At 63.9% G+C, this 7,256-nt stretch carries 5 protein-coding genes and 1 tRNA gene; 5 read left to right on the top strand and 1 reads right to left on the bottom strand.

Annotated features, from left to right (window positions below):
- The coding region (locus AAGI46_14305) for a GTP-binding protein (GenBank protein MEM1013379.1) at positions 1–427 on the bottom strand (427 nt) is incomplete at its 3' end.
- Between the two features lie 481 nt (positions 428–908).
- Between AAGI46_14305 and AAGI46_14300 the strand changes: the two genes are divergently transcribed.
- From AAGI46_14300 to AAGI46_14280, 5 genes are all read left to right on the top strand, one after another.
- Positions 909–1,904, top strand: a complete 996-nt coding sequence (locus AAGI46_14300) for a hypothetical protein (protein MEM1013378.1) — start codon at positions 909–911, stop codon at positions 1,902–1,904.
- A 437-nt stretch (positions 1,905–2,341) separates the two neighbouring features.
- Positions 2,342–3,904, top strand: coding sequence for an ammonium transporter (locus AAGI46_14295; GenBank protein MEM1013377.1), 1,563 nt, complete (start codon positions 2,342–2,344; stop codon positions 3,902–3,904).
- Between the two features lie 107 nt (positions 3,905–4,011).
- A tRNA-Met gene (locus tag AAGI46_14290) sits at positions 4,012–4,085 on the top strand.
- A gap of 45 nt (positions 4,086–4,130) precedes the next feature.
- Positions 4,131–5,525: a sulfatase-like hydrolase/transferase gene (locus AAGI46_14285; GenBank protein MEM1013376.1), complete on the top strand. Its 1,395-nt coding sequence runs from the start codon at positions 4,131–4,133 to the stop codon at positions 5,523–5,525.
- A gap of 30 nt (positions 5,526–5,555) precedes the next feature.
- Complete coding sequence (locus AAGI46_14280; protein MEM1013375.1) at positions 5,556–7,115, top strand: sulfatase-like hydrolase/transferase; 1,560 nt, start codon at positions 5,556–5,558, stop codon at positions 7,113–7,115.
- Positions 7,116–7,256: the final 141 nt, after the last annotated feature.

The following is a 7,256-nucleotide window of genomic DNA, read 5'->3' as shown; positions in this document are numbered from 1 at the left end:
CGGCCACCAGCTCCGGCTGGCTGCTGGGCAGGTCGATCTTGTTGATGACCGGAATGATCTCCAGGTCCTGCTCGAGTGCCGCGTACGCGTTGGCGACGGTCTGGGCCTGAACGCCCTGGGTCGAGTCGACGACGAGCAGAGCGCCTTCACAGGCCTGAAGCGCCTTGCGGACCTCGTAGTGGAAGTCGACGTGGCCGGGCGTGTCGATGAAGTTCAGCATGAACTCCTCACCGTGATGGCAGTGCTTCACGGTGACGGCCGAGGCCTTGATGGTGATGCCGCGTTCGCGTTCGAGGTCCATCGAGTCGAGCATCTGGCCGCGCATCTCACGTTCGGTGATGGCGCCGGCGCGTTGGAGCAGTCGGTCCGACAGCGTGCTCTTGCCGTGGTCGATGTGGGCGATGATGGAGAAGTTGCGGATCTGCATGCGATGCCGGCCGATGGTGCGGCATGGACACTATTCGTCGCGTCGTCGACGAACGCAGCCGGTTTGCAACGTTGCGTGCCGATTTGAACGGGCGAATCTGCCTAGCGAGCGCGCACGGAAGCAGCAGCAGCTTCGTCGCTAGGCAAGCCGACGTCGATGCGATGCGATCGTGGACAAGTTAGTGAGAATCAATGGAAACCGTGTCCATTTTGCCCCGTTTATCAGACGTCTTGGATTCGCATTTCCGGTTAGCAAAAGGCTAAGTCCTTCGCTACAACGGCCGTGCCGCGTCAATGGGACGACGGGCATCGGGCTCGGGCAACACCTGTCCGTTCCCGCTGTGGCAAGGGAAGATGCCGCTGCTGGCACATGCGTTGCCAAGCGGTGCCACACGCACGGGTCCTTCCCTTGGACCCCCGACCGAGCCGTCCGACTCTGACCTTTGCTCGGCCGCTGACCCAATCACTCTTTGGAGATTCCAATGACTGTTCGTGACGAGACCTCACTGCTCACGTCCCGCCGCTGGGCGCTTGCCGCAGCGGCCGCGATGGCATTCGTTGCCGCGCCAGCCACCTTCGCCCAAGTTGAATCCGGCGACGCCGATGTCGTCGCCGTGCTCGACGATCCGATGACCGATGCCGAAGGGATGGACGACGGCGATGAAGGCGGCTTCTTCGGTGGAGGCGGCGTCGCGTTCACCAGCGAGTACATCTTCCGCGGCATCGACCAGGGTGCGGCCAACGACGACGGCTTCTTCAACGGCGGCCTGATCATTCAGCCGTACCTGGAGCTCGGCCTGCCCGTCCTCGTCGTTGAGGAAGAAGGGCTCTCTGTGAGCACTTTCGTCGGCATCTGGAATTCCTTCGGCAGCGAGTTCGTCAACGACGACGGTGCCGGCCCGACGGCCTGGTACGAGAGTGACCTCTACACCGGATTCGGCATCTCTGCTGCTGGGTTTGATGTGACACTCATCTACACGTTCTACACGTCGCCCAACGACTCCTTTGCCACCGTCGAGGAAATCGGTGCCTCAGTTGAGTACACCGTTTCCACTGTGAGCGGCGAAGACGAGGACGCGATCGGCGTGGACGTCGGCCTCGGTGCAGGCATCTTCTTCGAGACCAACAACACGGCCTTCGGTCCGGACGAGGGCATCTATCTCGAGCTCGGTGCCACGCCGTCGACGGAAATCGAGGTCGATGGCTTTGGTGAGCCGATCACGATCAGCATCCCGGTCGTGGCTGGCTTCAGCGTCGACGACTACTACGTCGACATGGCCGGCGACAACGAGTTCTTCGGCTACTTCAGCATCGCGGCCGCGGCTGGCATTCCGCTGCCGTTCCCGTCGCAGTACGGCTCGTGGTCGCTGACGCCTTCGGTCCAGGCGGTCTTCCTGGGCAGTGACGGGCTCGAGGCAGCCAACGGTGGCGACTCCGAGAGCTTCATCGGCGCACTCTCCGTCGACTTCGAGTTCTGATTCGTTGGTTCCGACGTCAAGTCAGACTTGAAAACCACGGGGCGTCGCGGGTAGAACGCCTGCGACGCCTCTTCGCCAAGGGCTCTGTTCCCTTGGCCAAGACCGCCCGCTCCACGCGACGCATTCCCGCGTGACCGGCCGATCCACCACGTCGGCCTCCCTACTCAAAAGTCCTCCTCGACTCTGACCTTTTCGATGATCTGCCGATGGGCCTGCTGCTGCAGGTCGATCTGGCTGTTCACTCGCGATCCGTGTTTCGGCATCGCGACCCGCCCGCCGCATAGAGCGGCGACAGTCCTCTGAGAGAGCCGCACCCGATGCCACAGCAATTCGACCCCCTTTCCTGCCTGCCCCGCCTCCTCCGGCCGGGCCTCTACACGCCCTTGCTCGCCGTCCTTTTCGCTCTTGCAGCGGTGGCCACCGTTCCAGCGTCAGCGATGGCGCAAGAAGAGACAGAAGCTGACGTGCCAAGTGTCGTCGAGGGGACCGGCGATGTCGCGGTGACCTTCGACTACGACATAGAAGCCCTCACCGCAGCGGTCGAGGAGGCAGAAGCAGACGAGGAGACGGGCGAGAAGTCCGCCGTCATTGAGGGCGTGGTCATCAAGACCTATGCCGGCGGCCTGACCGAAGAGGTGGCTGCCGTCTTCACGATGACACTGGGAGCTGACGGGACCTCATCAACTTCGTTCAAGGCTGCAGGAGCGGCAACACCTCTCTACGCAGGGGAAGATGATGACGGCAACAGCGTCTTCGTCTCGTCGGGTCAGTACCGGAGCAACAACATCTGGGTGCTCATCGCGGCGGGTCTCGTGTTCATCATGCACCTCGGCTTCGGCTGTGTTGAGAGCGGTCTGACGCGTGCGAAAAACGCGGTCAACGTTCTGACGAAGAACCTCTGGATCATCGCTTCGGGAATCCTGCTGTACTGGGTTTGGGGCTTCAACGCCCATTACCCGGGAAGCTGGGTCTGGGAGGGCGTGATCGCATTGCCCTTCCCGGCACCGTGGCTCGACCCGACCGGTGACGGCGCCCAAACGGCAACGTACTACGGCGGCTCGTACACGATCTTCACTGACTTCATTTTCCAGGCAATGTTCGCCGCGACGGCAGCGACGATTGTCTCCGGTGCGGTTGCTGAGCGAATCAAGCTCGCACCCTTCATGGTGTTCGCGGTTGTCTTCGTCGGCTTCGGTTACCCGTTCGTCGGTAGCTGGCACTGGGGCGGTGGCTGGCTCGGTTCGATCGGTGATGGCTTCTACGACTTCGCCGGAAGTTCGGTCGTTCACGCGTTCGGCGGCTTCGGTGCACTCGCGGGTGTGCTGCTTCTCGGGCCGCGAATCGGAAAATATGGACCGAATGGCGAAGTCCGCGGCATTCCCGGGCACAACATCCCGCTCGTGAATGTCGGCGTGTTCCTGCTGTTCCTTGGCTGGTTCGGCTTCAATGGCGGCTCGGTCCTGTCGGCTGACGAAGTCAACACGTCGCTCGTCTTCACGACGACCACCCTCGCCGGTGTCGCTGGCGGTGCGGTCGCCCTGCTGACGTCGTGGGCGATTGGTGGCAAGCCGGACCTGACGATGGGTCTCAATGGTCTACTCGCAGGCCTCGTCGGCATCACCGCCGGTGCGGACTCGATCAGCCCGGGCTGGTCGATCGTCGTAGGCGGCATCGCGGGTGTGATCGTCGTTCTGAGCGTTTACGGCTTCGACAAGATCGGCATCGACGATCCGGTCGGTGCCATCAGTGTCCACGGCGTCTGTGGCATCTGGGGCACCGTCGCCGTCGGCATCTTCGGCGGGAAGGACCTTGTCGCTCAGATCATCGGCACCATCGCCGTCAGCGTCACCGCCTTCCTGATCGCACTAGTCATCTTCGGCATCCTCAAGGTCCTCGGCGGCATTCGTGTTAGCGAGGAAGAGGAGATCGAAGGCCTCGACATGGGCGAGCACGGCATGCGGGCCTACCACGACCTGGCCGGCACGCCGGCGACGGCCTGAGCCGAGTCGCTTTGCTCAACACCACCGGCCACGCCCGACGAGGACGTGGCCGGTTTTTCTTTGGCCTTGTCAGACTCGCCCCGCCTGCCAATCATCGCGGCCACGACGGCTCCATAGCTCAGTTGGTTAGAGCGAGGGATTCATAAGCCCTAGGTCACTGGTTCGAGTCCAGTTGGAGCCACTTGCCCCGCTTGCGACATCGCCGCCGCAGGACCATGCTGCGGCCATGCCAGGCACCGTCGACAACGTCGTCGTTTTCTTCACGGATCAGCAACGCTGGGACACGGTGGGCCTTGCCGGTTGCCCGCTCGATCTGACGCCCAATTTCGATTACTGGGCCAGTCGCGGGACCTACCTCCCGTACGCGACAACACCGCAACCCGTCTGCGGACCGGCCCGGGCGTGCCTGCAGACCGGCCGATACGCCACCGCCATCGGCGATGGCTGCCACACCAACGGCCGACCGTTGCCGGTCGAAGCCGACACGCTCGCCAAGCGGTTCAATGACGGCGGACGATCGACCGGCTACTTCGGCAAGTGGCACCTCGGCACCGAGCAGGCCGTGCCGGAGGCCGAGCGCGGCGGATGGCAGACTTGGCTCGCCAACAACGCCAGCGAGTCCAACTCCGACGGCTACCACGCACTCGTCCACGACGAACAGCAGCGACCCGTCAAGCTGCCCGGCTACCGCGTCGACGCCCTCACCGATGCCACGATCCGCTTCATCGACGGCTGCCACAATCGAGGCGAGCGGTTCTGCTGCATGGTCAGCCACCTCGAGCCGCACATGCAGAACCATCGCGATGCGCATCCTGCGCCGTTCGGCTACGAAGAGCGCTACCGCGGCCGTTGGACGCCGCCCGATTTGGCGTGTTTGCCGGGAGCCGATCCGTTCTACGAGCACATGGTCGGCGGGAACGCCCAGCAATCCTTGCCCGGCTACCTCGGCAGCATCAAACGTCTCGACGAAGCCTTCGGCCGACTGATGGACGCCTTGGCCAGCCTTGATCTACTCGAATCGACGGCCGTCGTCTTTACCAGCGATCACGGTTGCCACTTCCGCACGCGCAACTCGGAGTACAAGCGGTCCTGCCACGACGTGAGCCTGCGCGTCCCGACCATGTTCTTCGGCGGCCCCTTCACCGGCGGCGGTCGGGACGAGCGGCCGTTTCAGCTGACGGATCTCGCGCCGACGCTGTGTGATGCGGCTGGCCTGGATGCGCCCGACGGTGCGCAGGGCCATTCGCTGCTCGGTGACATGCCCAGCGAAGCCTTCAGCCAGATCAGCGAGTCGCAGTTCGGCCGGTGTGTTCGCACGAAGTGCTGGAAGTACGCGGCGGTGTCGCCGGACATTGACTCGAAGGACCGCTACTCGACGTTGCTGGTCGAGAGTCATCTGTACGACCTCGTTGCCGACCCGTACGAGCTTGTGAACCTGGCCGGCAGTGCGGTGTACCGACCGATCTGCGACGAGATGAAAGCGACCTTGCTTCGCCGCATGTCCGAGGCCGGCGAGCCGGACGCGACAATCGAAAACGCTCCTCAACCGGATCCGAAACCAGGGCAGTTGTTCCAGCGTGAGTTGCGTCCAGAAGACGATCTCCTGCCGCCGACGGTGTAAGCGGTGGGCCAAGTCGCTAGCCTCGGCCCCATGCCGCGGAGCGATCGCCCGAACATCCTCATGATCACGACGGACCAGCAGCACTACTCGCTGCTGGGCAGTGTCAATCCTGCGATCAAGACGCCGAACCTGGATCGTCTGGCAAAGCAAGGCACGCGGTTTGATCGGGCGTACTGCCCGAACCCGCTCTGCACGCCGACACGCGGCACGCTCATCACGGGCCAGTACCCGAGCCGACATGGCGGCTGGACGATTGGTACCAAGATCCCAGAGAAGCACGAAGGCGGCGGGCCGTTCGTGGGTGACCTGTTGCGGCGAGCGGGTTACGAGTCGCACCTCATCGGCAAAGCCCACTTTCAGCCGCTCAAGGACGAGCCGGACCGTCGGAGCATCGAGTCACAGCCGACGCTGCGGCAACTCGACTTCTGGCGTCAGCTGGGGCAAGGCGACGGCGAGCCGTGGTACGGCTTCGATCGCGTCGACACCGCCCGCATGCACACCGCCGAAGCGCACGCGGGCGGGCACTATGCGATCTGGCTCGAAGAACGCGGCGTGACCGACTGGCAGAAGTACTTCAACCTGCCCGGGCCCGACGGTGCCGACAGCGCGACGCGGTATCGCGGCAACATGGTGTGGGATCTGCCCGAAGAGCACCACTACAACCACTGGATCGCCGAAAAGACCAACGCGCACGTGAAGCGTTGCGCTGACTCGGGAACGCCCTTCTTCACGTGGGCGAGTTTCTTCGATCCGCATCCGCCTTACGTGGTGCCCGATCCGTGGTACTCGATGTACGACCCGGCCGACATGCCGCTGCCGCCGGAGCCGTCGAACTACCCGACCGACGACCTTCCGCCGACGCACAAGCTGACGCGCGAGGTGAAGCCGGACTTCTCGCCGTGGAAGGAAACGCCCCACAGCAACCACGGCTACCAGGCGCACCGAGCAGACGATCGCGATCAGGTCGCTAAGGACTTGGCGGTCTATTACGGTATGATGACGTTCACCGATCACGCGATCGGCAAGATCCTCGATCACCTCGACGCGACCGGGCAAGCCGACAACACGCTGGTCGTCTTCAGCACCGACCACGGCCACTACGTGGGCCACAAGGCGCTGACGGCCAAGGGGGCGTTCCACTACGAGGACGGCGTCCGTGTCCCGATGATCGCACGCTGGCCTGGCGAGATTCCGGCTGGGAAGACGACGGATGATTTGCAGTCGCTGGTCGACTGGGTCCCGAGCTTCGTCGACGCTGCCGGCATGTCGGCGGACCATGCCTTCCAGGGCAAGAGCCGTCTCGCCAACTGGCGCGGCCAAGGCGACGCGCGCACGACGTGTCGCGTCGAGAATCGCCACCAGCCGACCAAGGTGCACCTGCGAACGTTCGTCACCGCCGAGGCGAAGATCACGCTCTACGCGGGCGAGTCGTACGGCGAGCTGTATGACCTCGTCGCCGACCCCGATGAGCGGAAGAACCTCTGGGACCATCCCGAGGCAGCTGCGCTCAAGGCACGCATGCTCGAAGCCGCGATGCAGGAAGTGCTCGACAGCGAACCCCTGATGACGCCCCGCGTCGCAGGTGCGTGAGCGACGTCGCGTGGTGATCTGTCGAGCTCCGTCTTCTCGACGGAATCCTTCGACTCAGGACCCGAAGCCGCTGGGCAGAGCGAAGCGTCACCCCGGGTCTGCGTTCGGTCCCGGGGGGACGCGGCGCGCTACCCACGGCGT

The organism is Planctomycetota bacterium, assembly GCA_038746835.1.
Lineage (GTDB): Bacteria > Planctomycetota > Phycisphaerae > Tepidisphaerales > Tepidisphaeraceae > JBCDKH01.
Note: the sequence above shows the minus strand (reverse complement) of the source record. Positions and strands in the feature narration are given on the sequence as shown.